The organism is Rothia sp. HMSC065C03 (assembly GCF_001837295.1).
In the GTDB taxonomy this organism is placed as follows: domain Bacteria; phylum Actinomycetota; class Actinomycetes; order Actinomycetales; family Micrococcaceae; genus Rothia.
The window spans coordinates 614,408-636,741 of record NZ_KV832006.1; the positions used below are offsets into that span (position 1 = coordinate 614,408).

At 60.7% G+C, this 22,334-nt stretch carries 13 protein-coding genes; 3 read left to right on the plus strand and 10 right to left on the minus strand.

Features of this window, described 5'->3' with window-relative positions:
• Nucleotides 1-309: 309 nt before the first annotated feature.
• The 5 genes from HMPREF2605_RS08100 to ileS form a co-directional block, all read right to left on the minus strand.
• Nucleotides 310-549, minus strand: a complete 240-nt coding sequence (locus HMPREF2605_RS08100; protein WP_005505761.1) for a hypothetical protein — start codon at nt 547-549, stop codon at nt 310-312.
• Between the two features lie 330 nt (nt 550-879).
• Nucleotides 880-1,542 (minus strand): vitamin K epoxide reductase family protein, encoded by a 663-nt coding sequence (locus tag HMPREF2605_RS08105; RefSeq protein WP_005505760.1) that lies wholly within the window; start codon nt 1,540-1,542, stop codon nt 880-882.
• Nucleotides 1,543-1,980: 438 nt separating this feature from the next.
• Nucleotides 1,981-2,658 (minus strand): TenA family protein, encoded by a 678-nt coding sequence (locus HMPREF2605_RS08110; protein WP_070831058.1) that lies wholly within the window; start codon nt 2,656-2,658, stop codon nt 1,981-1,983.
• Nucleotides 2,659-3,091: 433 nt separating this feature from the next.
• Entirely contained in the window at nt 3,092-4,756 is a 1,665-nt protein-coding gene (locus HMPREF2605_RS08115) for a bifunctional folylpolyglutamate synthase/dihydrofolate synthase (protein ID WP_070847865.1), read from the minus strand.
• Nucleotides 4,757-4,887: 131 nt separating this feature from the next.
• Nucleotides 4,888-8,229, minus strand: coding sequence for an isoleucine--tRNA ligase (ileS, locus tag HMPREF2605_RS08120; RefSeq protein ID WP_070847868.1), 3,342 nt, complete (start codon nt 8,227-8,229; stop codon nt 4,888-4,890).
• Nucleotides 8,230-9,699: 1,470 nt separating this feature from the next.
• Here ileS and HMPREF2605_RS08125 point away from each other — a divergent pair.
• Together HMPREF2605_RS08125 and HMPREF2605_RS08130 are read left to right on the plus strand one after the other, a co-directional pair.
• Nucleotides 9,700-10,635 carry a DUF6318 family protein gene (locus HMPREF2605_RS08125; RefSeq protein ID WP_070847871.1) on the plus strand — a complete coding sequence of 312 codons (936 nt, stop codon included), beginning with the start codon at nt 9,700-9,702 and terminating at the stop codon, nt 10,633-10,635.
• 410 nt (nt 10,636-11,045) lie between these two features.
• A complete protein-coding gene (locus HMPREF2605_RS08130; protein ID WP_070847874.1) occupies nt 11,046-12,011 on the plus strand; it encodes a DUF6318 family protein in 966 nt (321 codons plus the stop codon).
• Nucleotides 12,012-12,226: 215 nt separating this feature from the next.
• On the opposite strand, the gene cobA is transcribed toward HMPREF2605_RS08130, so the two are convergent.
• Both cobA and nirB read right to left on the minus strand, forming a co-directional pair.
• On the minus strand, nt 12,227-13,138 hold the full coding sequence (cobA, locus tag HMPREF2605_RS08135; protein WP_070847877.1) for a uroporphyrinogen-III C-methyltransferase: 912 nt from the start codon (nt 13,136-13,138) through the stop codon (nt 12,227-12,229).
• A gap of 1 nt (nt 13,139) precedes the next feature.
• Entirely contained in the window at nt 13,140-15,809 is a 2,670-nt protein-coding gene (gene nirB / locus HMPREF2605_RS08140; RefSeq protein WP_005509080.1) for a nitrite reductase large subunit NirB, read from the minus strand.
• Nucleotides 15,810-16,354: 545 nt separating this feature from the next.
• On the opposite strand from nirB, the gene nirD reads away from it, so the two are divergent.
• A complete protein-coding gene (gene nirD, locus HMPREF2605_RS08145) occupies nt 16,355-16,681 on the plus strand; it encodes a nitrite reductase small subunit NirD (RefSeq protein WP_049350096.1) in 327 nt (108 codons plus the stop codon).
• A 124-nt stretch (nt 16,682-16,805) separates the two neighbouring features.
• On the opposite strand, the gene HMPREF2605_RS08150 is transcribed toward nirD, so the two are convergent.
• The 3 genes from HMPREF2605_RS08150 to HMPREF2605_RS08160 form a co-directional block, all read right to left on the minus strand.
• Complete coding sequence (locus tag HMPREF2605_RS08150) at nt 16,806-17,546, minus strand: sirohydrochlorin chelatase (protein WP_246828190.1); 741 nt, start codon at nt 17,544-17,546, stop codon at nt 16,806-16,808.
• A gap of 83 nt (nt 17,547-17,629) precedes the next feature.
• A complete protein-coding gene (locus tag HMPREF2605_RS08155) occupies nt 17,630-20,413 on the minus strand; it encodes an HtaA domain-containing protein (RefSeq protein WP_070847883.1) in 2,784 nt (927 codons plus the stop codon).
• Nucleotides 20,414-20,591: 178 nt separating this feature from the next.
• On the minus strand, nt 20,592-22,082 hold the full coding sequence (locus HMPREF2605_RS08160) for an enoyl-CoA hydratase (RefSeq protein ID WP_246828191.1): 1,491 nt from the start codon (nt 22,080-22,082) through the stop codon (nt 20,592-20,594).
• Nucleotides 22,083-22,334: the final 252 nt, after the last annotated feature.

A 22,334-nucleotide genomic window follows, 5' to 3' on the forward strand; every position in this document is an offset into this window, starting at 1 on the left:
CGAGGCGGGCGGCCCGCGCGGTGCGACAGTTATGCTCCGCGGCTTATAGCCGGCGCTCTTCGGGTACTCTCCCTCGATGCGTTGGTGGGGATCTTTATGCGCGTGCGGGGCGCACAAGACACCGTGTTCCATTATACCCGGTAGAGGGTACCTCTAAGCCACCCCGCCCATCCTATCTGGGCTTCACCTCCCGGCAGGATGCACGGGCACAATACCGCGGGCACTCTGCGGCGGACGCATTGCGGGTACAGCAAAGCCGGGCGTGCCACTACGCACCACCCGGCTTCAAAAACTTTCACAGAGGAGGGGCTAGTCCAGACCCAGCTCCGCATCGCGCGCCTCACGAGCCTGCTGAGCAAGCTTCGGGTCGGTCGGCAGGTACTCCGGACCGGAACCGGTCGCAAACGGAACGCCCAGAATGAAAACAAACGGAGAAACCACCAGCAGAATCACCCACAGCAGCGAGAAGTGACCGGCGGTCAGCAACAGCAGGGCAGTCAGAAAAATAACGGCAGCAGCGCCCATTGCGGCAATTCCGGCAGTCTTCACGGGTCTCCTCGAAGGGGTATCAAGAATCTAGTGTCCAGCAGAACGGCAGGCAGTCAACGCCGCAGGCAAAACCCGCGGACGGCTCCAGCTGACGCCGCTCAAGAATATACCTGACCATTATACGCACCCGCGCCGCCTCCCCGCTGACTGCCACCGGCAAAGTTACCGGCGCCTCCCCCGCTACCCGGCGCCCCAGCCTGGCGTATTCAGCCCGGCATATTCTGCGCAGCCTCACCCGCCCGCAGACGCAACAACGCCCCGGCACCAACAAGTACCGGGGCGTTGCACGTTCGGGGCATCGACCCTCAAACCAAGCTCAGAGATGAACGCTTAGCGCATCATATTCACAATGACCTCAAAGAAGCGGATCACAATAATGCCGAAAATCAGGATCAGCCACAGGCTAATCGCAAACCACGACCAGCCACGAGCGCTCTCACGCATCGACTGCGACGCCGGAATAACACCCGCCGAAATATTGCGGACCGTGGTCTTCACAAACAGGGTGATGGTCATAACCCACACGATCATGCAGAACAGGCACAGAGCGTTAATCTGGAACGTCGTCTGGTACCACAGCCACATGATGAATGCGGTCGCCGCCGCCAAACCAATGTTCATGCACACCCAGAACCACTTCTTGAAGCGTGCGCCCGCCATGATCGCAGCACCGATAGTCACCACAATCGAGAAGCCCACCAGACCAATGAACGGGTTTGGGAAGCCGAAAGCTTCCGCCTGCGGGGTACGCATCACCGTGCCGCAGCTGAGCAGGGCGTTGATATCGCAGACCGTGGAGTGGCCAGCATCAATGTAAATCTGCAGGCGCTCGTACACCAGAATCGCCGAAGAAATGAGTGCGATCAGGCCGGCGCCAACCAGCCAGAATCCAAGCTGTCGGTCTGAGTAGCCGCCCGGGGTTCCCGCGTGCCCGTGCTGCGCTTCTTTTGCAGCGTGGGTGGGCTCGGTAGTACTCGATGCGGCGGTACTCATACGACTCCTTTAGATAGTGTTTTACGGTGGTACTGTCCCAGCAGCACCGTCTTAAGCTCTGTAGTGTTGAGGGGCGCATGCAACCGTCAACGCGGCAGACGCCGGGGACGGCTGAGGAGGTGCCGGTTAGGTTCCTCAAGGGTGCGCCTCACCTCGTGCAGTAGCGGGTACATACCGGCGCGGCATAGCCAGCACCCCGGAAGCAGTACCTCATTTATCCTAGCTTCTCACACCACCAAATGGCACGCCATCAGCCTAAATGTTCCGTTTTATGACGTGCTATTTTACGCAGATGGGCGCGTTTTCAGGGCGTTTTCGGGGCGCCTTCGGGGAGCTATCGGGTCGCCTTCAGGGCCTCTTCAGCACGCAAAACCCCCGGGAGGCGCCCGCAACTCAGCGGCGGGCGGAACCTTCCGGGGGTTTCATCAAGGGTATTACTTAGGGCAGCGGGTGGGTGTACGACTCGTCAAAGAACAGCTGCTCCAGCTCCACCGCGCGGCTAAAGAACTCGCGGGCACGCTGCGCATCCGACGGGCCCACACGGTCCAGTTCGCGGCGCAGGAAATCAACCAGTTCACGGAACTCCGGGTAGTCGTGCAGGCTAATCCACTCGTGGTGCACAAAAGAATCGGGGCGCTTGGCGGGAGCCTTCGACGCCCAATCCAGGTACAGGCCCTCGCAAACCACCAGCACCGACAGGATCGCCGCGTAGCTGCCGCTTGCCGCCGCATCCAGGAAGAGGCGCTTGAAGCCGGTGGTCGCCTCCGTGTCGGGCATGGATTCACGCTGATGCTCGGTCACGCCCAGAGTCTCAAAGCAGCGCAGGAAGTAGGTGTTCTCGTCACCGGCAATTTCGCCCGCGAACTGTGCCAGGCGCAGGCGGCCCGCAAGAGTGTCAGCGTTGGCGATAGCGCCACCAATCAGGGCGAGGAACGTGTCCAGGAAGCGGTAGTCCTGCACCAGGTAGCCCGCCATGACCTGCGGGGCAATCGAGCCGTCAAAAAGCTCAGCAACAAAGCGGTGATTCGTGGCGGACAGCCAGGTGGCAATGTTCTCCTGGCGCAGGGACTCGGTGAATGAATCGGTGCCAATCAAATCGGTGAAGGGTGCGGGCATGATGGGTGCCTTTCGCTATGTGGCATACCGTCGCTGGTATGCGTATGTGTGCGGGTGTGTTGGTGCGGCCTCGAACGTTGGGGCCGGCGCCTCAGTGAATATAGCACCGTGTCGTGGAGGCGCGCCCGGTTTTGTGTGCTCGGTGCCCAAAAATTTTCGTTATTTTCGATTTTTGGGTGGGTGGGGGTGGGGTATGCCGAAAAAAATCGGGCGATTGGGGTTGCGTGAGAGCCCCTGGGAACGCGTGAGGGAACGTGGGTTCAAGTGGGGTTCGAGTGGGAGCGCGAGGGCAGAGGCAAAAGACAGAAAGGCGGAGGCACAAAAAGGCTGGGTGCGAAAAAGCGGGGCACCGCTCCCCCAGCCGGTAATACTAGCCCAGTAAAACCAACCGGAGAGCGGCGCCCCGCTTTCTCATCAATAACCTCAGTGGGCTTTATTCGTCTTCGGAGTCATCGTCACCGAAGAAATCATCGGTGTACGAATCACCCAGCGGCAGGCCCAGCGAGTCCTCCAGCGAAGAACCCGGCGCAGACTCGCCACCCAACTCGGCCATGATGTCGTTCAGCAGCTCATCCGGCTCGGCGGCAGCAGCCTCAGCGGCCGCGGCAGCCAGAGTCGAAGCCGACGCCGCGCCCGCAGAACCGGCGTACAGGCCAGCCTCGGCGGGCAGCTCATCCGGCAGCTCCTCAGCCTCAGCGCCGGGGGTCTTCGCCTGCTCATGCGCAGCGAGCAGGGTACGCGCCTCACCGATGACCGTAATCGAACCGGTAATCAGCACGCCCGCCGACTCCTGCTCGAAGAGAGCGTTCTCCATGGCGGTGGCAATCGCCTCATCCAGGTGCTCGAACACCTCGATTGAGTCTTCATCAATGCCAGCATCCAGGGCGAGCTCGTGCAGGCGCTCCGGGGCAATCGCACGCGGCGAATCCGACGCCGCAAGGTACAGTCGGAAGGTGCCGTCGGAAGCGTCAACATACTCTTCGCGCATGGTCTCGAACATGCCCAGGGCATCCTTCTCGCCCAGGATGCCGACCACCGCGTGCAGGTGGGACAGCTTGAACGCCTCGGTCAGCGCAGCCGCGGACGCACGCACACCGTGCGGGTTGTGGCCCGCATCCAGGATGGTCAGCGGCTCGGTGCGCACAACCTCCAGACGGCCCGGCGAGCGCACCGTCTCAAACGCGGTACGCACCACGTCCTCGGGCAGCTGACGCTGACCGCCGAAGAACGCCTCCACGGCGGCGAGAGCCACCACGGCGTTCTGCGCCTGATGCGCACCGTGCAGGGACAGCGGCACATCCGGGTACTCGCCCGCCAGGCCACGCAGGGTCAGCAGCTGACCGCCGACCGCAAGCTCACGGGAGACAATGCCGAACTCCACGCCCTCAAAGGCGAAGGATGCTTCCTTCTCGCGGGCGGAAGCGAGCAGCACGTCCGCCGCTTCCGGGTCCTGTGCCGCAGAAACCAGGAAGCCGCCGGGCTTGATAATGCCGGACTTTTCGGTCGCGATCTCGGCGAGGGTTTCGCCCAGCATGTCGGTGTGGTCCAGACCGATCGGGGTGACCACGGAAACCACACCGTCGGCAACGTTCGTGGAATCCCAGGTGCCGCCGATACCGACCTCGAGCACCACCACGTCCACCGGCTCGTCCGCGAAAATCGCGAAGGCGAGCACGGTAACGGACTCGAAGAAGGTCAGGGCGGGCTCGCCGCGGGAGGTCATCTCCGCGTCCACAATCTGCAGGTAGGGGGCGATTTCCTCCCAAATACGCACAAAGGTGGCGTCCGGTACGGGTGCACCGTTAATGCAGATACGCTCGGTGACGCTTTCGAGGTGCGGGCTGGTAAAGCGGCCCACGCGCAGGTCGTGGCCGAGCAGTAGCGCCTCAATCATGCGGGCGGTGCTGGTCTTGCCGTTCGTGCCGGTGATGTGAATCACCGGGGCGGCACGGTGCACGTCGCCGAGGATTTCGACGGCGCGCGCCACAGCGTCCAGGCGCGGCGCCATCTTGTTTTCGGGTGCTCGCGCCAGCAGTTCACCGTAGACCCGCTCCACGCCCTCGGGGTCGGGAATTGCGGGGTAATTCTTCTCGCTCATTGTTCTCCTCACTGGGATAGCCGGCCGGTGCCGACAGGGGCCCACCGTGCGGCAGGATAACCGTGCGGCGGGATAGACGACGGGCCGCCCCGCCCGATGAAGGGGCGGGACGGCCGTACGGTTCAGGCGTTTTATGCCTTGGCTACGCTAATGCTCAGCTCGGCTGCTTCGCTCAGCTGCAGGGACACGGCGAGGGTTTCGCCGGTCACCAGTGCTTCGTTGGCGCGCAGAGCTGCCAGAGTTTCCTCCGGTGCCGCAATGCTCAGGTTGATGCGGTCCGCAACGTTCAGGTCGGCGTCCTTACGTGCCTGCTGAATAGCGCGGATGGTGTCGCGGGCGATACCCTCGGCAACCAGCTCGTCGGTCAGCTCAATGTTGAGGACCAGGAAGCCGCCGGGCAGAACCGCAGCCGCGGTGTGCTCAGCACCCTCAGCGTCAGCGGCAACCACGGTTGCCAGCTCGTATTCGCCCTCTTCCAGAGCCAGGCCGCCGTCCAGAGCTGCCACGCCGACCAGGACGGTACCGTCCTCGGTCACGGTCCAGTCACCGGACTTGGATGCCTTAATGGCAACCTGCACCTGCTTGCCCAGGCGCGGACCTGCCGCACGTGCGTTGACCTTCAGCTGCTGGGAGATGCCGTAGTCAGCGGGGTCGACGGTATCGGCGCTGACCAGCTCCACCTGGCGCAGGTTCAGCTCGTCCTCGACGATGTTCGCGAAGTACTCCGCGCCCTTCTCACCGAAAGCGGTACCCAGGGCTGCGAACTGCTCGGGTGCGATCGCCACGGTCATCTTCTGCAGCGGCTGGCGCACGCGGATCTTCTTTTCCTTGCGCAGTGCCGAACCGGCGGAGCAGACCTCACGCACGGTCTGCATGAGAGCCAGCAGGTCGGACTCGTCAGCGAAAGCGGATGCCTCGGGCCAGTCAGCCAGGTGCACGGAGCGTTCACCGGTGAGGCCGCGGTAGATTTCCTCGCTGCTGAGCGGCAGCAGGGACGCGGCGACCTTCGACACGGTCACCAGTGCGGTGTAGAGGGTGTCGAATGCGTCGGTGTCTTCGTTGAAGAAGCGCTCGCGGGAGCGGCGCACGTACCAGTTGGTCAGTGCGTCGGCGTACTGGCGCAGGGATTCGCAAGCGTTCCAGATGTCGTAGGAGTCCATCGCTACGGTGACCTGCTCGATGAGTTCGCGGGTCTTGCCGAGGATGAAGCGGTCCATCACGTGCTGCGAGTCGTACTTGAGCTTTGCGCTGTAGCCTTCGCCGTTGTTAGCGGCGTTAGCGTACAGGGCGAAGAAGTGGTAGACGTTCCACAGCGGCAGCATGACCTGGCGAACACCCTCACGGATGCCCTGCTCGGTCACGATCAGGTTGCCGCCGCGCAGAATCGGGGACGACATCAGGAACCAACGCATCGCGTCGGAGCCGTCGCGGTCGAGAACCTCGGAGACGTCCGGGTAGTTACGCAGGGACTTGGACATCTTCTGACCGTCCGAGCCGAGCACAATACCGTGGCTGATGACGTTCTTGAACGCGGGGCGGTCGAAGAGCGCGGTCGCCAGTACGTGCAGCACGTAGAACCAGCCGCGGGTCTGACCGATGTACTCGACGATGAAGTCTGCCGGGTAGTGGTTCTCGAACCATTCCTGGTTCTCGAAGGGGTAGTGCACCTGTGCGTAGGGCATGGAGCCGGAGTCGAACCAGACGTCGAGCACGTCTTCCACGCGGCGCATGGTGGACTTGCCGGTCGGGTCGTCCGGGTTCGGGCGGGTCAGCTCGTCAATGTACGGGCGGTGCAGGTCGGGTTCGCCGTCCTTGTTCAGGGGCAGGCGGCCGAAGTCTGCCTTGAGCTCTTCGAGGGAGCCGTACACGTCCATGCGCGGGTAGTTCGGGTCGTCCGAAACCCACACGGGGATCGGGGAGCCCCAGAAGCGGTTACGGGAGATGGACCAGTCGCGTGCGTTCTCAACCCACTTGCCGAACTGGCCGTACTTCACGTTTTCCGGGATCCAGTTGATCTGCTTGTTCAGCTCGTACATGCGGTCCTTGAAGTCGGTGACCTTCACGTACCAGGAGGTGATTGCACGGTAGATGAGCGGGGTGCGGCAGCGCCAGCAGTGCGGGTAGGAGTGCACGTAGGACTTCTCGCGGATCAGCACATCGTCTGCCTTGAGGGCGTTGATGATGGTGCGGTTCGCATCGAATGCCTGCACGCCTGCAATCTCAGCCAGAGCGGTAGAGCCGGAGGCGGTGGGCTCGGCGAAGAGGTTCAGGAACTTTGCGCCTTCGTCGAGGGAGAGGATCACGGGGATGCCGTAGCCTTCACAGACCTTCTGGTCGTCTTCACCGTAGGCGGGTGCCTGGTGGACGATACCGGTACCGTCACCGGTGGTGACGTAGTCGGCGACGAGGATCTGCCAGGAGGTTTCGGTGCCCCACTTTTCGGCGTCTGCGAAGTAGTCCCACAGCGGGGTGTAGCGCACGTGCTCGAGCTGGGAGCCGGTGTAGCGTGCGGTGACGGCTGCGTCTGCGTCCTTTTCGGGCTGGTCGCCTTCGTAGCCGAGGTCCTTAGCGTAGGAGCCGAGCAGGTCGGAGGCGATCAGGAAGGAGCGGCCCTCGAACTTGCCTGCGCCGGGTACGACGGAGTATTCAATCTCGGGTCCGACTGCGAGCGCCTGGTTGGTGGGCAGGGTCCAGGGGGTGGTGGTCCATGCGAGTGCTTCGACGCCGTCGAGTTCTGCGGCGACCTTCTCGTCAGCACCGAGGGCGGTGTCTGCGGTGAGGCGGAATGCGACGGTGACGGTCTGGTCCTGGCGGTCCTTGTACACGTCGTCGTCCATGCGCAGCTCGTGGTTGGAGAGGGGGGTCTCGTCCTTCCAGCAGTAGGGCAGCACGCGGAAGCCCTGGTAGGTCAGGCCCTTGTCGTAGAGGCGCTTGAATGCCCAGATGACGGACTCCATGTACTCGACGTTCAGGGTCTTGTAGTCGTTTTCGAAGTCGACCCAGCGCGCCTGGCGGGTGACGTACTTTTCCCACTCGTTGGTGTACTTAAGCACGGATGCGCGGGCAGCGTCGTTGAAGTTGTCGATGCCCATTTCGAGGATTTCGCGCTTGTCGGTCATGCCGAGCTGCTTCATTGCCTCGAGTTCTGCGGGCAGGCCGTGGGTGTCCCAACCGAAGCGACGCTCGACCTTGTGGCCGCGCTGGGTCTGGTAGCGGGCGACGAGGTCCTTGGCGTAGCCGGTGAGCAGGTGGCCGTAGTGGGGCAGGCCGTTGGCGAAGGGAGGGCCGTCGTAGAAGACGAACTCGTTCTCACCGTTTTCGCCTGCGGGGCGGTTCTCAACGGATGCGGAGAAGGTGTTGTCCTTCTTCCAGTAGTCGAGGACTGCCTCTTCGAGTGCGGGGAACTTGGGCGATGCGGTGACGCCGCTTCCTGCGGCTTCGAAGGCGCTCGCCTTGGGGTAAACATGGGACATGTGTTTGTGCGCCCTTATCTGTTGTTCTCAACGCTGAGAGGTTGGGGCGACAGGGTACGTAGCACTCGTCGTCCGCACCGTTTCAGCGGGTGAGGATTGACATGACGGGTGCAAGGACGCCTGGGCATCGCTGACTTGCCGGGTTGTGCCGGGGGTCGGGATGCGGCGCGGTACCACCTTGCTTACTGATTTAACAGCTCAACGCACCGAACCCTCCCGGGGCTACGTGGCGTCGCGTGTCCGCGATACCTAGCCACCGGAAGAGCGGCGCGTTGGGCGGGTATCAGTCGCTTATTACAGCTATATCGGGCTTAACCGTCCGGTTCTACTGGGACTACATCTCTTCCGCTAAGACACCCTCGCCGCAGCGATTGGCGGGTGCCCGCAGGTGCGGTCCGTTCTTCCGAATTGCTCGCCGGTGATGGCCGGGTCGTTGCAAACACTAATAGTTTATGTGGCTTTTGTGCCTGTATGCAACCCCGCGGGGTGTGGGTTTGAACAGTACTATTCAGATGCGCCGATGCCGGGGACACAAAACAGAATGGTTCTTCGTTCGGCGATATTTAGAGCAAGTAGGGGGCTTAAGGGGTCTCGCCTCACCCCACGCTCGGGCGTGTTTAAGGATGTATGTTTTTACATTCCCCCGGTGTTGCTTTAAGTGGGTTTCGATTTTTTCGTGGGAGCCCATGGGATTGCAGTCAGTGCAACCACAAGATATAGGGTGAACACCGATGTAATTCCACTAGATATTCACCCCTGCACGTTTTCATCCCTTCAACACCCCGTGTGGGAACCGGTTTTTCTGAATGATTCAGCAATGCATAGCGGGTGAATAGAGTGCATATTTGGGAATTGTTGAGCGGGTTTCCCCTTGTTGAATCGGGTATTTCTTCTGGGCTTTTGAAGACTTTCTTACGACCAGAAGGTTGAGCCAACCACCCTCCTCTCCCCCACCCTTGGAAACACTGAGGCGCAGCTCTTTCATTTTCCAAGTCATAAATATGATTGAAATCACTTAGCTCAACATGCACGCAACCCTCTCACGGAACAGTTGCCTCCATCAAACAGCTCCTCACTAACAGGGTGTAGCCGCAATACTTTACAGTGATTGATATCTTGAGTGATCCATAGACTCACAGAGATTACTAAGGTGTATTTTCATGCATTTTGAGTTCAAAATAGTCTAAAATGAATCGTGCAACACATCAATGACGATTCGATAGCATCTGCCCTCTCACCGGGGTGTGAACATAGCAGTCTCAACGATGAGTTCACCGCGTATCCGTTCGCTCTACCAGCAGCATGTACGCACCCGAGGTCACTTCCGGATGTGGACTGAAACCGCGGCATTTGCCTGACGTTTTATCCCCTTTCACGACCTCACCCAACACGCCATACAACCACGCGCCCGCCGCCGGGTGCCCCGAGCCCGCCCTCGGACTAGATCACGATAAATCAAGGAGTTCACCGATGCTCTCGCCCTCTTCGAGTACCCGTTCCGCCGCTTCCCGCCTTATGAGCCGCCGCGCCCTGCTGCTCGGTGGCGCGGTTTCCCTCATGGCCGGTTGCGCCTCCGATATTCGCCCGTTGAGCGAAGAAGCAAAAGCGAAGGTCGGCTCCCCCACCCCTTCCGCGAGCGCGACCGCTTCTGCGTCTAGTTCGCCGTCTGCTTCACAGTCTGCTTCGGCGACCGCATCAGCAAGCGCTAAGAGCAGCTCGTCCAGCGCGGCACGCGTACCCGTATCTGAGGATGCACTCGTTGAGGGTTGGGAAAAGTACCCCGGCCCTCTGAAGCTGACCGGTGAATACATGGGCGAGTACCAGCCCGCAACGGATTCTTCCCCTGCGAAGAACGTACCTAAGCCCCTCAAGACCGTTCCGCACCGTGAAGAACCGACGTTCCAGGGCGCCTACGAGACTCTGCGCGCGTACTACAGCGCACAGATCACCGCGCTCAAGGATGGTCGCTACGCAGATCAGGCGATTGAGCTGACCTACCCGGCAGACAAGAGTGCTATCGACGAGGTTAAAGCAGTCAAGGAACTGTATGAGCAGAACGGCTGGTACATGGACTTCACGTGCAGCATTTCCATGCGGAATACGGAGCCTCGAACCGCCCTGAAGAACAGTGACGGCTACGTAGAAATCATGATGGACGCCAAGTATTCTGCCACCGCCATCCATCAGCCGGACGGCACCGAACGCAAGATACCGGCGATTACTCAGGTAGCCATTCCGCACGTGATGCTCTACACCGAGGGTAAGTGGTGGCGAATCGGCAACGATTATCTGAACGAGCGTCTGAATGGTGGCAAGGGCTCTTCCGCCTCTTCTGGCTCCGGAGGTTCCAGTTCTGCCGGTTCTAGCGGTTCTTCGTCCTCGGGTCGCGGCTCCACTAAGGTCTAATTCCGCAGGGCTCTAATTCCGCTGGGGCATAATACCCCCTCCCCGGCATTACCTCCCCCGATCGAGAGTAACCCCAGCCGAGAGTATCCGCAGTCGAGAGTAGCCCCGTCTTATAAATCCAATAGTCCATAGCTCAAAGTCGTTGAGGCACAATCACCCCTGCACCTCACCGACTTTGGGTTATTGCGTCTTAAAGACAATGTCCAGGGTTTTTTGACGAAGTTTTAAAACCAGTCTTCTATAGTAAGAAGTGGATACTTCATACCGCCGCAGTTCACGCTCCGGCACACCCGTATCCCGGTACCCCCCCCTGTACCGCACACCATACAAAAACGATGAGGCGGATCCTTTCGTACGCATCACAGCGTTGTGAAGCGAGCTACCTCGATCAACCACTTTCAGGAGATACCATGTCCTTCCGGCCGAGTGCACACGCCAGCTTCTCTGCTAACGACCGAAACGGATTGACCCGCCGCGCCGTTCTTTTTGGTGGCCTGACCGCCGGTGCTTTGGCCCTAGCCGGATGCGCTTTCAACAAGGATATTCGCCCCACCGGTACCGGCGATACTTCCTCCGGTTCCCCGAGCGCTTCCGCTTCCCCCTCAGCTTCGGCTTCAGCTTCGCCTTCTGAGTCTGCCTCGGCATCCGCCTCTGCTTCGTCCTCGGCAAGCCGCAACAACGCGAAGATTATTCCGTCCGACGAGTTCTTGAAGGACTATAAGAAGTACATTGGCGACGTCAAGTACGAGTACAAGCCCGCCATTGCGCACTATGTTGAGCCGACCGACACCTCCCCCGCGAAGAACGTCCCGATTCCGGTCATTGATACGGTGGCTCAGCGTACCGTCAGCCTCGAGGGCGCTTACAAGACCCTGGCTGCTTACCAGAGCGCGTACATTGCCGCGATGTACAACGGCGACCTGCAGTACCTCAAGGGTCTGGTCCACGGCGCTGACAGCGGTCTGGTCAACAATCTGAAGGCTATTGCTAAGCTCTACGCTGCGGGCGGTTGGACTAAGGACTACGAGAGCAAGCTGAGCATCCGTGACGATCTCGATGCGAAGGCTCTTGCCTCTTCCGATTTGGCTGTTGTGGCGTTCCCCTGCCGGGATGTTGTCAAGGAATACACCATCTACCAGAAGGGTACCGGTGAGGTTCAGAAGGCAAGCACCCTGGATGTCGTGATCTACGTGGTGTACGCCGAGGGCAAGTGGCGCGTGACCAGCCGCGAGTACTTCGTGTCGGAGTACAGCGACCAATTCCGCAAGGTCTTTGAGGGCACCTCCTCATCGGCTTCGGCAAGCAAGTCCAGCGGTGGCGGCTCCGGCAGCTCCGGTGGCTCTAGCTCCGGTAGTAGCAGCGATTTCAAGATCTAGGTACTGAGACTCTAAGCTCCGAGACTAGGCTCTGAGAGCAATACCCCTGACGAAAGCGGGGCGGGTATCAACTGATACCCGCCCCGCTTTCGTATGTTTTTGTGCCTCGGCGCTCACGGCACGGCAATATGACCCGGCACAGCAACAGCCCCGCTCCTCGGCAACTAGGAAAACCAAGGATGCGGGGCTGTGCAATACTATCTAGCGCGCCGCCTCTAGGAGGTGGAACGCTCACGCAGACGCTCGTGAACCTCGCTCACAAAGCGGTTCTGATTATCGCGAGCATAATGCACGACCTCACCGATGACGGTAATAGCCGGCGCCTTGACCGATGCGCAATCCGCCTGAGCGTTCTCAAGGGTCGTGACAGTCACGCGCTCCTTCTCAGAGAAACCGTTCTCGATGGTTGCCAGCGGCGTGTCAGCCTCAATCCCACGAGAGAGCAGAGACGCCACCGTATCGGGCAGGGTACGAACGCCCATCAGCAGCACCACGGTGCCCTGGGCACGCAGGGTCGCCTCAACCGCCGACACTTCGGTCTCCGACAGGCCGGAATGACCAGAAATGACGGTGAAAATCGAGGACACCTTACGCAGAGTCACCGGGATCGCCGCACGCGCAGGAACCGCGATGGCGCTGGTAATACCGGGGATAACCTCAGCCTCCAGGCCGGCGGCGATGCACGCATCCAGCTCTTCAGCGCCGCGACCGTACACGTACGGGTCGCCACCCTTCAAACGCACCACGGTCTTACCCGAAAGCGCGTAATCAATCATGAGCTGCTGAATGCGGGACTGCGGAACAGCGTGCTTACCGGGAACCTTGCCCACATCAACAATGAGGGCGTTCGGTGCGTACTCGCCGTACTCCTGCGGGGCGAGGTGATCCAGGAGGACCACGTCCGCCTCGCTCAGGGCACGTGCCGCACGCAGGGTCAGCAGGTCGGCGGCACCGGGGCCGCCACCCACAATGTAGACCTTGCCGGGGTTCTCAGCAGGCTCGCCGGGCAGAAGAATGCCGCGTTCCGTCACGCTATCGTCCAGGCTGTGCCCGGGCGCCCCGCCCGCGAGAATTTCGTCAATAGTGGCGAACTCGCGGGGCGGGAACGGAGGAATCTTCGGGCCCATACTACGCTGCCGGGACCGGGTTGAGGTCACTGGGCTTACCCACGGGAATCTTGGCACCGGTCAGCAGGACGGTGTTGGACTCGCCAGCTTCTGCCGCCGCAATTTCCTCGGGGGTTGCGGGGCGAATCTGCTCGCGCTCCAGCACGTACAGGTGCGAACCCTCGTCGCTACCGTTGGGCTCGTTGATGAAGGCACGGAAGCGGCGCAGGCGGCGCTCGTCGCGCAGGGTTGCTGCCCATTCGTCCTCGTAGGAGTCAACGTGACGCTGCATGTCGCGCTCCAGGTCCTCGCACACGCCCAGGGAGTCCTCAATGAGGACGGACTGCAGGTGTGCCAGACCGTCGCCGTGCTCCTCATCCAGATCCTCGAGCCAGCGAGCGGTACGCTGCAGCTTGTCTGCGGTACGGATGTAGTACATCAGGTAGCGGTCGATGTAGCGGATGATGTCCTCGCTGGAGGCGTCCTTGACGAAGAGGCGACCGTGAGCGGGGTTTGCACCACCGTTACCACCCAGGTACAGGTTCCAGCCGTTGGTGGTTGCAATCAGACCGACGTCCTTGCCCTGTGCCTCGGCACATTCACGGTTACAGCCGGAAACACCGAACTTGAACTTGTGCGGGGAACGCAGGCCGCGGTAACGGTTCTCCAGCTGGACTGCCATACCGGTCGAGTCCTGAACACCGAAGCGGCACCAGGTCGAACCCATGCAGGACTTCACGTTACGCAGGGACTTACCGTATGCCTGACCGGACTCGAAGCCAGCATCCACCAGGCGCTCCCAAATGTAGGGCAGCTGCTCCAGGCGAGCACCGAACATACCGATACGCTGTGCACCGGTGATCTTCACGTACAGACCGAACTCTTCAGCGACCTCTGCGATGACGCCCAACTTCTTAGCGGGAATCTCACCTGCGGGAATACGCGGAACGACGGAGTAGGTACCGTTCTTCTGCATGTTTGCCAGCGCACGGTCGTTGGTCTCCTGAATACCACCGCGGCCTGCGTCCAGGACGTAGGAGTTGCGGAAGGAGGAGAGAATCGATGCAACGGTCGGCTTACAAATTGCACAGCCGTCGCCACCGCGGCCGAAGCGTGCCAGCACGGAGTCGAAGTCATCCAGGCTGGTCAGGCGCACAGCCTCAGCCAGCTCAGCACGGGAGAAGTCGAAGTGCTCACACAGTGCCTTGGAGACGGTCAGACCCATCTTCTTCATCTGCTGTTCCAGAGTCTTCTGCAGCATCGGAACACAGGAACCACACTGGGTACCTGCGGTGGTGCAGGACTTCAGGGATGCAACATCGTGGTTGCCGTCAACGATAGCCTCGCGGACAGCACCGAAGCTGATGTTGTTGCAGGAACACAGGATTGCGTCGTCGGGAAGTTCGGTATCGGGGATGCCGTCGCCGCCGCCAGCTGCGGTCAGGTAAACGTTCGGCTCAGCGGGCAGTTCGCGACCGAGCAGGGGCTTCAGGGAGTCGAAGGGAGCGGTGTCACCAACGAACACGCCACCCAGCAGGGTCTTTGCGTCGCCGCTGGTCACAATCTTCTGGTACATGCCGCGTGCGGGGTCTGCGAACAGAACCTCGAGGCAGCCCTCGGTGGTGCCGCGGCGGTCACCGAAGCCAGCCACCTGAACGCCGGAGAACTTCAGCTTGGTTGCGATGTCGAACTCTTCAACCTGAGCTTCTTCGTTGTCGTTGAGCAGGTTAGCTGCCACAGCGTCAGCCATAGCGTTAGCCGGTGCGACCAGACCCCAGGTGCGGCCCAGTACGCAGGCGACCTCACCGATAGCCCAAATGTGCTCGTCGGAGGAGTGGCATGCGTCGTTGACGAGAATACCGCCGCGCTCGCCCAGTGCCAGGTCGGCGTCGCGTGCCAGCTCGTCGTTGGGGCGAATACCGGCACCGAAGACCACCATGTCGGCGGGCAGGGTGCGGATTTCTGCATCCTCGGAGGGAGAATCTGCGATGGAGACGGAGACGACGTTGCCGTCAGCATCCTTGTTGATGCCGGAGATGTACACGCCGGTCTCAATCTCAATGCCAGTTGCCTTAATCTGGGCGTTCACGGCGTAACCGCCACCCTGGTCAACCTCAACGGAAAGCAGCCAGGGAGCCACATCCAGAATGGTGGGCTCTGCGCCCAGGTCCTTCAGACCCTCAGCTGCTTCGAGGCCGAGCAGACCGCCACCGACGACGATACCGCGGGGTGCGCGGCCCAGGGTGGACTGCAGACGGTTGACCTCGGAGACCATGTTCTTCACGTCGTCAATGGTGCGGAAGACGTGTGCGGCGTCCGAGTTAAGAATGGGGATACGAACCGCGCGGGAACCGGTCGCGAAGACCAGCACGTCGTAGGGGTACTCGTTGCCCTCGGTGTCGGTGACGACGCGGCGGGTGCGGTCAAGCTTCTCTGCGTGGCAGTTGTTGACCAGGTTGATGTTCTCTGCATTCCACAGTTCGGGGTCACCGAGGGTCAGGTCCTTCTCGGTGTCCTTGAAAATCTTCTCGATAGCAACGCGGTCGTAGGGGATGTAGGGCTCATCGTTGAGGACGGTGATGGTGTCCGCTGCGCGACCGGCAGCTTCAGCGCCTTCGTGGTACGCGCGTACAAAACGCCACGCAGCGGGGCCTGCGCCGACAACGAGAATGTTGCGGGGGGTGTGCGACATGGATTTTCCTTCCTAGTTGTAATGCAGGTAGTTCATGGCACTTATCTACCCTCAGTGTGCGGCTGGATCGTGCCCGGTATTGGAACTCCTAGTTTCCGTACCGTTGGGCTCGTACCTGATGCGTACCGAGTAGTTGGAGCGCCCGCTTCTTTAGAATGCATCTGAAAATTACGAAACATTTTTGTGTGGGATTATGTTGTTTTCTTCAGGCAGTCAAAAGGCGTTTTAAACTACGACTTTTATCGTACACTCTAGCGCGGGGTCGAAGTATCGAAAATCCGTATTTTTTGGGAAAATTTTCCAAAAAATCCGCGGAATACCGGGCTGGAATAGGGCATTCTTACCTTATCTAAACCTAATTTAGGTAAGGCTAATCTATGAAATTTGAGATCATCTTTTAGGGTAAAAATAACCTTTAGCACCCTCCGCGCGCCCCATTTCCAAATGTGGGTTTCATAAGGTAAACTCCAAACAAAGAACACACGAACCGCTATTGTGTCCTGCACCCCGCGCGGCGCAGACCACCACTTCGAAAGGAAACCCCCATGGCTGAGAACTGGGTACGCATCTGCGCCGAATCTGACCTCGAAGAAAACTGGGGCGAAGTCGCCCTGGTCGACGGCTACCAGTACGCGATCTACAAGACCAAGCACGGCATCTTCGCCAGCGACCACCTCGACCCGCACAGCCAGGCACTGGTCCTCGCACGCGGCATCGTCGGCGAGAAGAACGGCAACCCCACCATCACCTCCCCCCTCTACAAGGAGGTCTACGACCTGACCACCGGCGAGTGCGTCTCCGACCCCTCCTACTCCATCAAGGTCTACCCCGTAGAGGTCCGCGACGGCGACGTCTACCTCAAGACCGCCTAAACGCTCAACACTTCTCTCTCAAAGACAGCAACACAAAAACCTCGGGACGTAACAGTCCCGAGGTTTTTTGTATAAACATTTTCAGCCTTGCGAGCGCCTCTACACGCACCGCAAACCTGATTCGCTAGGCGGCATCCAGCTGCGCAATAGCCGCATCCATGCGGTCAATAAAGCACTCCGCCACCACGGCAGCAGAAGCGCCGCCCTGCGCGTTCACCAGCGGTGCGGCAACCTTCACCGGCACACCGGTCGACTCAGCGTCACGGCGCATCTTACCGGAGAAGAAACCCTCCGCCAGCAGGTAGGTCGCAGCAAACTTAGGCTGATGCTCGGCAACCACCTCGTGGAACTTCGGATCAATCGCGGCAACGAAACCGTGATGCACCGGAACGTGCAGCTCCTCAGCCAGCATCTCAGCCGCACGGCTCATATCCGCGCGACCATCAGCACGAGAAGAACCCGCAGCACCCTGAACGACAGGGCCATCGCCGGGAGTCCAGCCAATTTCCTCCAGGCGAGCGCGAGTCAGAGCAGCAAGGCGCGCATCCGGTCCCAGCGACTCACCAATGCTAATACGCTCAATACCGCTATTGCGTGCGGCACGACGCAAATCCACCTGAGTGTGGAAACCGGTCGACAGCAGAATCGGCACGATCACGCAGGGCTCATCATTGGGCAGGGAGGCTGCGGCATCATCAACGCTGGGAGATTCCACATCCACATATGCGGCGTGGACACGGTACTCCACGCCGTCGTTACGCTGAGCGAGCAGGAATTTAATCTGCTCACGAATCAGCGTGATAGCCTCGCGGCCGGCAGCGGAGTCGGTGCCGTGCGAGGTTGCGATTACATTCAGAATAGTCATATTTCCATTGTATGAAAGGAACACCCCGCTTCCCCACTCATGAACACGAGTGGCGAAGCGGGGTGTTGCGCGAAGGCTAAATCTTAGCTCTTGCGGCGGCGTGCCACGACCAGTGCGGTACCTGCCGCCAGGGTGATGGCACCGGCTGCTGCGGCGAACATTGCGCCGGATGCGCCGGTCTGCGCCAGCTTCGAGGAGGAGCTACCGGAGGTCGAGGAGCTACCGGAGGTCGAGGAGCTACCTGCGGAAGAACCACCGTTAGAGGAACCACCATTGGAGCCGCTCACACCCAAGTTGTCGGAGGTGCCGGAACCTGCGTCAGAACCACCGTTAGAGCCGCCCTTGTGGCCGGCTGCGTTCTGGTCGGCGGTGGCGGTCTCAGATGCGGATGCACTTGCGGATGCAGACTCGCTAGTCGACGCGGTTGCCGAAGCGCTGCTGGAGCTGCTTGCGGAGCTCGATGCGCTCATCGATGCGCTCGCAGAAGCAGATGCACTAGCGGATGCGGACTCGCTCGCCGAGGGGGTCACGGCGGGAACGCTCGGAACCGCGGTCGGGGACGCGCTCACCGATGCGCTCGGGGACATAGAAGCGCTCGGGGTTGCAGAAGGAGCTACAGAAGGAACCACGGACGCGGTCGGCAGAGACGGCGAGGTGGGCTCCTCCGAAGGTGCTGCGGTGGGTTCTGCAGTCTTGGTGGGCTCAGCGGTTGCGGAGGGCTCCATAGTCGGCTCTGCAGAAGGTTCTGCGGTCACGCTGGGCTCTGCGGTTGCCGTAGGCTCTGCGGTCGGTTCGGCAGTCACAGAAGGCGCGACGGTCGGCTCTGCAGTTGCAGAGGGAACCTCGGTCGGAGCAACGGTCGGTTCTGCAGTCTTGGTGGGCTCCGCAGTCGGTGCCACGGTGGGAGCAACAGTCGGTTCTGCAGTTGCCGAAGGAGCCTCGGTCGGAGCAACGGTCGGCTCAGGTGCCTTAGTCGGCTCAGCAGAGGGCGCCACAGTGGGTGCAACAGTCGGCTCTGCAGACTTGGTCGGCTCGGGCGCCGGGGTCTGTTCTGGAGCCGGTGCCGAGTTCGCTGCCAGGCGGTTCAGCCACAGCTGATCCTCGTAGGTGTTCGGGTTCTCGAAGCTGGTCGGGTAGATAATATCGCCGTTGGGCAGCTCGAGGGCGTTGTAGCCGCCGCTCTTGTCGGTCTTGCGCATCGAGGAGAGCACGACCTCGTCCACCTTGTTCAGGGTGTCGTCCATGAACACCAGGCGGGATCCGGAGGCGTCCACCACGACCACGTTACCCGCGCGGGTCAGGAACATGGTGGCGACCTCGGTCTTCTCGAAGCCCTCAAGGGTTGCGGATTCGCGGACCACGCTGAAGGCGCCGTTCTCGTACTTGAGGACCTGCACCTTACCGCCGGTCCAGTTGTTCCAGCGGTAAATGTAGCCCTTGGGGCTGACCAGGGTCGAGGACAGGGTGGTGTCGTAGCCTTCGGGCGAGGAGTTCGGCACGAGGGACACGCCGGCGCTGCTCAGGTGCAGCAGGTGGCCCTTCTGGACCACGTTCTCACCTGACGCATCGTAGATGGAGGTCGACGGAGCGTACACGAAGCTGCCGTCGGGCAGCGGCGCGAGGGTCACGGTGTTGGTGGAGAACGAGTCGCCGTAGTACTCGTCGAGCGAGTATGCGTTCACAACCTGCGGGTCGATAGAGTCGGGCTTCGGCAGAGCCTGCGAGGTTGCCTTGCCGGATGCGTCAATGATGGTCAGCTTGCCGCCGCCCTGGCCGTCAATACTGAGGATGCCCCAGGTGTTGTTGGCGGGGTTGTAGCCGATTGCCTTGACGGTGTTGGCACCGAGGTCTACGTCGGAGTAGGTACCGGAGGAGACGAGCTTGCCCTCAGCAGTCACGGTGTACAGCTCGGGCTTGTTGGTCTCGCTGTTGATGACGAGCATGCGGTTGCCGTCAGCATCCACCGCGAAAACGCCCTTGTTGGCCTTCAGTACGCCGGTGTCGGTCATCTTCAGGTTGGAACTGGTCAGCACGGTGTAGGTGGTGTCGCCGCCGAAGCTCGGGGGTGCCACGTGCACGATGTGGTTCTGTCCCAGACGTGCGGTGTTCTGGGGCAGGTTCACGCCCGCGCCGGTGTTGTAGGACTCGGCAACGCTGTAGGCGCTCTTGGGGGTGCTAGCTGCGCTGCCGGTGTAGGAGATGCTCAGCGGGTCGAGGCTGGCGCCTTCATTGTAGAAGTCGGAGAAGGCATGGTTACCGTCGGCGGTCAGATTCGCGGAGACGCCGCTGATGCTGACCACGCCGTCCTTCTCGCTCTGCTTGGCGGTGCCGGTGCTCAGGGTCGCCATCTTGACTTCCATGGGGCCCTCGAACTTGCCGGAGGCGTAGTTCTTGGTGCGCACGGTCATGTAGAGGGAGCCGGTGCCGTCAGCAAGGTTCAGTTCCACGCGGGGGTTGGAGAAGGTGAGGTTCAGGGCGCAACCGGTTTCGGGGTCCTGGCCTTCGGCGCAGTGGCCGGTGAACCAGAGGCGGCCGGCAGCCTGCAGGGTGACCTGCTTACCGTCTTCAGAGACGGTGGTGGAGGTCGGGGTGAAGGTGAACTGCTTTGCAGCTGCGTCCCAGGCTGCGCCGTCGGTCATTTCGCGGGGCATACCGTTGTAGGACAGGAAGGAGGCGCGCACGCCCCAGCCGAAGGACGCGCCTGCAGTTGCCTGGTCGCCTGCTGCGACGTTCTGTGCGGCAACGTTCTGGGCAGCGATATTAATGTTCTCGGCGAGAACGGGTGCCAAGGGCAGGGCGACAGCGCCAGCGACGGCGAGGGCGCAGGCTCCCTTGGAGAGGCGGGTGCCAGATGTGAAAATCTTCATTGGTGTGCATCCATACTATCGATATTGTTAGGACAGGCTTACTATATCGACAGTGTGTATATTTCTCAAGATATGCACCAAATGAGCCGTTTTATGACAAAACATCTCACAACACACCGACAGAGCAATACCCCCTCAACAGGCACCAGGGGCCGCCACTACCCCAACCCCTACGCGACTAATCCTTCTTCGAAGCGTGCATACGTGACATACCCAAAGCACCCAGAATCAGACCGCCACCCAGGGTCACCAAAATCGGCAGAAGCGGCGAGCTCTTATCCATGGTGCGGGTAATCTGCGCCTCCGTTGCCTTCACACCATTCGGCGATCCAGAATCAGTACGAACCTGAGAGGAAGAACCGTTCAGAATCGCGGCACGGCGAGACTGAGCCGCCGAATCGGTACCCGAAGGTAGGTTAGAATCGGGGGTCGCGACCCGAACAGGCTGCGCCTCCTCAGTGCGGTACCCCAGAGCCGAGGAAGACTCGGTAGCGGAACCACCCGAGGGGCGCGGAATAGAAATCGTGGCGTCATTAGTACCCGGAGCCATGGCGGTATCAGCCTGAATACCGCGGGTCTTAGACTTAGAACCCGCAGCGGGTGCCTTCGCGCCGGATGCGTTCGCAGTCTCAGAGGCAGTCGAAGGAGAGGCGGAAGAAGCCGCAACCGGCTTCCCCTCACTCTTAGACGAAGGACCGGACGATGATCCGCCACCCTCAGAGGATGCCTGAGTCACCGTAAAACGCACCGTATTGAGCTGAAGGTTACCGTCACCGGCAGCATCAAAAGCCGCCACCAGGTACGTCTTACCAATCTGTAAGGACGCACCGGGCACACCAATCACCGCTTCGAAAGCGCCCGCAGAAATCGATTCCGGACTAACGTGCACAATGGCGAGCGCGTCACCCACAGTGTTGCCGTTGGAGTCGATTTCCATGACGATCAGGTCGTAACCCTTGTCATTCTGGGGGAAGTTCGTGGCACGGACCGTAACAGGCTTCGTATCATCCCGAGAGTCACCCTGCGAGTCCTGAATGGACAGGTACGCCTTGCCCTTGCGCTGATTCATCGGGTCATACACGCTATTGTCTTCGGAGATAACGTACTGGCCAGAATCCTTGTTCTGCGGGTTGTCTACGGTACGGCGGACCGTGTCAGTAGCGGTAGGCGAAGGCAGGCTCACTGCCCCGGGGCTGGGGGTGGCAGTCTCTTCGGGGGCTCCTCCCTCTTCACGCTCAATGTCGACCGGCGGCTGGGTGGGCTTTACCTTACCGTTGCGCGGGTCAGCAGCCTGGACCAGGCGGTTCCCCTGCTCGGTCACAAAAAATTCGTAGGAGGCGCCGTGGACCGTATCCGCCAGAACGATCACGTACACGACGTTCGAGCCCGTTGCCGGGCTCATCAGGAGGTTCAGCTCCCCTTCCTTGGTTCCTTCAGAGAGGGCCGGGTTCTCCAGAATGGAGCCACCGTACTCACCGGAAGGGGTGTAGAAGTTCACGTCAACTAGAACGCTGGAGGCCTCCAAATCTTCGGGGAAGCCTGTCCAGCGTAGCAGGTAACCATCATCCTTGAGCTGCGCCTTCATGGTGATTGTGGAGGCGGCACCCTGAACCTCCGGGTTCTGTTCAGTTTGATGCGGGGTCGCGTCCAGGGCCGTAGTTTTTTGCACGGCAGAGTGCGTCGTGACGGGCGCTTCCGTTGCGACAGAGGGTACAACAAGCCCGCACTGAAGCCCCGCAACCAAAATAGTTGCGGTGACAATACGGTGCTTCGCTGAATAAATACTCATGCAATGCGTCTTTTCATGGTGGAAATGTGCGTGCTACTGCCCGTTCCTCATGTGCCGCGCGGACCCCCGAGTGCGCCATGCACCCGGATTCGTCGTACCACACTCCGCTTCATATTTCAGGTGAAGAAGACC

Coding starts and splice junctions, on each gene's coding strand:
- HMPREF2605_RS08105 (WP_005505760.1), bottom strand. CDS start 1,542: ATGAGTACCGCCGCATCGAGTACTACCGAGCCCACCCACGCTGCAAAA.
- HMPREF2605_RS08110 (WP_070831058.1), bottom strand. CDS start 2,658: ATGCCCGCACCCTTCACCGATTTGATTGGCACCGATTCATTCACCGAG.
- HMPREF2605_RS08115 (WP_070847865.1), bottom strand. CDS start 4,756: ATGAGCGAGAAGAATTACCCCGCAATTCCCGACCCCGAGGGCGTGGAG.
- ileS (WP_070847868.1), bottom strand. CDS start 8,229: ATGTCCCATGTTTACCCCAAGGCGAGCGCCTTCGAAGCCGCAGGAAGC.
- HMPREF2605_RS08125 (WP_070847871.1), top strand. CDS start 9,700: ATGCTCTCGCCCTCTTCGAGTACCCGTTCCGCCGCTTCCCGCCTTATG.
- HMPREF2605_RS08130 (WP_070847874.1), top strand. CDS start 11,046: ATGTCCTTCCGGCCGAGTGCACACGCCAGCTTCTCTGCTAACGACCGA.
- cobA (WP_070847877.1), bottom strand. CDS start 13,138: ATGGGCCCGAAGATTCCTCCGTTCCCGCCCCGCGAGTTCGCCACTATT.
- nirB (WP_005509080.1), bottom strand. CDS start 15,809: ATGTCGCACACCCCCCGCAACATTCTCGTTGTCGGCGCAGGCCCCGCT.
- nirD (WP_049350096.1), top strand. CDS start 16,355: ATGGCTGAGAACTGGGTACGCATCTGCGCCGAATCTGACCTCGAAGAA.
- HMPREF2605_RS08150 (WP_246828190.1), bottom strand. CDS start 17,546: ATGACTATTCTGAATGTAATCGCAACCTCGCACGGCACCGACTCCGCT.
- HMPREF2605_RS08155 (WP_070847883.1), bottom strand. CDS start 20,413: ATGAAGATTTTCACATCTGGCACCCGCCTCTCCAAGGGAGCCTGCGCC.